We start from the raw sequence: 2,244 nt of genomic DNA, 5'->3' as shown, positions 1-2,244 counted from the left end.
GGGCAGGTGCTGATGGCACCCGTCGATATCGGCGAAGCCGGCCGGATGGCCTTCGTCGCCGATCCGACCGGCCCGGCCGTGGGGCTGTGGCAGGCCAACCGCCACATCGGCGCGACGCTGGTCGGCGAGTCAGGCGCGCCTATCTGGAACGAATTGATCACGGACAAGCCGGAATCGGCGCTGGCCTTCTATGAGGCCGTGGTCGGCTTGACGCACTCCGCGGTGGAGATGGCACCAGGCCAGAAGTACACGCTGCTCAAGGTCGGTGGAAACGATGTCGGCGGCTGCACGGAACCGCCGATGCAAGGTGTACCTAACCATTGGCACGTCTACTTCGCCGTCGACGATGCCGACGCCACAGCGACCAAGGCGGCCGAGGGGGGCGGCCACGTCATGGTCGAGCCGTTCGACATCCCGTCGGTGGGGCGGTCGACTGTCTTGACCGACCCGCAGGGCGCAGTGTTCAGCGTGCTGAAGCCGGCGCAGCAGATGTAGGGGTCAGTGCGCGACACGCGGTGAGTCTTCGTCCAGCCAAACGAGCTGCGGCCAGAGGCCGCCAGAAGCCGAATCGTCGCCCGGCCGGAGCCTCAGCGCGCAAAGCCTCGCAGAATCCCGGTCACCCCAACCTCCCAGCGCCGGTTCACCGACGCCTTCGACTTGCCCAGCCAGCGGCCACCCTCCTGAACCGCCAAACCCTGTGCCAGAGCAAGCAATACGTGCGCGATATCGACCGGGTCTCCGGTGAGCAGCCCGGTAACGATGCACCGCTTGATTCTGCTGACGAAGATCTCTCGCACCGACGGCGACGCCGCGAGTTCCTCGGGGCCGGGGTCGAAATCCTGGAAGGGTCGCGAGAACATCACCCGGGCCAGCGCCGGATAGTCAAGGCAGAACCGGCGGAACACCGGAATGAGCCGCTGCACGTCGGCGACCGCGTCGTCCGTCTCGGGCACGGCGAGCAGCCGGCGGCCAAGCATCCGGAATCCCTCGAAGAACACCGCGCGCACCAGCCCGGACTTGTCGCCGAACAACTCGTACACCGCGGGCACCGAGGTGCCGGCCTGCTCGGCCACCCGCCGGGTAGTGAACCCCGAAAGACCGTCCTGGTTCAATGTCGAGACCGCGACCCGCAGCACTCGATCGCGAAGCTCTGGGGTGCGCTGCTTCGGCCTGGGCATCCAGTTCTACTGGGCACCGAATTCGGCTGGCACTGCCTCTATTCCGGCGCGAAGCTCCTGGAGCGCATCGGCGCGGGCGCGCACCTTGCTGGCCGCATGTGCGCCCAGATTGAGCTTGGTGAATTCCAGGGCAGCCTCCTCGGCGCGACTGAGCACCGCCGCCGGTAGGTCCATCTCGTCGATAAACCCCGCGGCCAGGGCGATCTCGCCGAAGAACACCTTGGACAGCCCGACCGCCTGCTGATAAGCCGACGGCGTGAGACGCAGCTTCATGATCGCCACGGCCGCATACGGTAGGACTATTCCGATGGCGACCTCATTGGCCTGAATGTTGTATCCCGGTGCGGCGATTCGGTGATCGCCACTGCACAACAGGAATGCCCCCATCGCGATGGCCGGGCCGGTGCATGCCATGACCACCGGCTTCGGGTAAGACAGCAGCCGGTACGACAGTTCGAATCCGCCCCTGAACATGTCGATTGCCGGCTGCACCTCGCCGGCTTTCAAGATCTTGAGGTCAAACCCACCGCTGAACACCCGGTGATTGCCGGCGATTACCACCGCGCCGACGTCGTCGCGATCGGCGTTGTCGAGCGCCTCGTTGAGGGCCTGCAGCATGGTCGGCCCCAGCGCATTGACCTTCCCGTCGTCCATCGTGATCACCGCGATGGACTCGTCGCGACGATAGGTGACTGGTCCGCTCATGAGACTCCTTCGGCCGTAGTGCATTATTGTTTTGTATCGACGTTACGGAACAAGGTTACGAAATGCAAGAGACGATCTCAACCGCAGGGGTTGGCGCGGTGAGGCACCCCGTATGTGCTCAAGGGGAGAAGCTCGTTGCCAGGCCTGCCGACGGTTCACCAGCGCGAGTGGCGCTAGCTGCCCAACCGTCCAGGTTTCATGAATTCCGGCATCGCGTCGTCCGGGTTCGGCGGGATCGATGATGCGGGCAGCCCCCACAGCTGCTGAATGGTCGCGCCGCCGTCGACGACGAGTGTCTGACCGGTGATGCGGGCAGCCAGCTCAGAGGAGAGGAACAACGCGGCGTTGGCGACATCATGGG

General features: G+C 65.2%; 4 protein-coding genes. 1 reads left to right on the top strand and 3 read right to left on the bottom strand.

Annotation, left to right across the window (positions count from 1 at the left end):
• Window positions 1-495, top strand: a 495-nt coding sequence (locus tag VKI00_RS27370) for a VOC family protein (RefSeq protein ID WP_324443824.1), incomplete at its 5' end; no start/stop codon positions are given.
• A gap of 92 nt (window positions 496-587) precedes the next feature.
• On the opposite strand, the gene VKI00_RS27365 is transcribed toward VKI00_RS27370, so the two are convergent.
• The 3 genes from VKI00_RS27365 to VKI00_RS27355 all read right to left on the bottom strand — a co-directional run.
• A complete protein-coding gene (locus tag VKI00_RS27365; protein WP_324443822.1) occupies window positions 588-1,178 on the bottom strand; it encodes a TetR/AcrR family transcriptional regulator in 591 nt (196 codons plus the stop codon).
• A gap of 6 nt (window positions 1,179-1,184) precedes the next feature.
• Complete coding sequence (locus VKI00_RS27360) at window positions 1,185-1,883, bottom strand: crotonase/enoyl-CoA hydratase family protein (protein WP_324443820.1); 699 nt, start codon at window positions 1,881-1,883, stop codon at window positions 1,185-1,187.
• A 173-nt stretch (window positions 1,884-2,056) separates the two neighbouring features.
• The coding region (locus VKI00_RS27355; protein ID WP_324443818.1) for an SDR family oxidoreductase at window positions 2,057-2,244 on the bottom strand (188 nt) is incomplete at its 5' end.

The sequence above is a fragment of the Mycobacterium sp. genome (assembly GCF_035314665.1).
Taxonomy (GTDB): Bacteria; Actinomycetota; Actinomycetes; order Mycobacteriales; family Mycobacteriaceae; genus Mycobacterium.
This window is presented reverse-complemented; position numbering and strand designations above follow the sequence as displayed.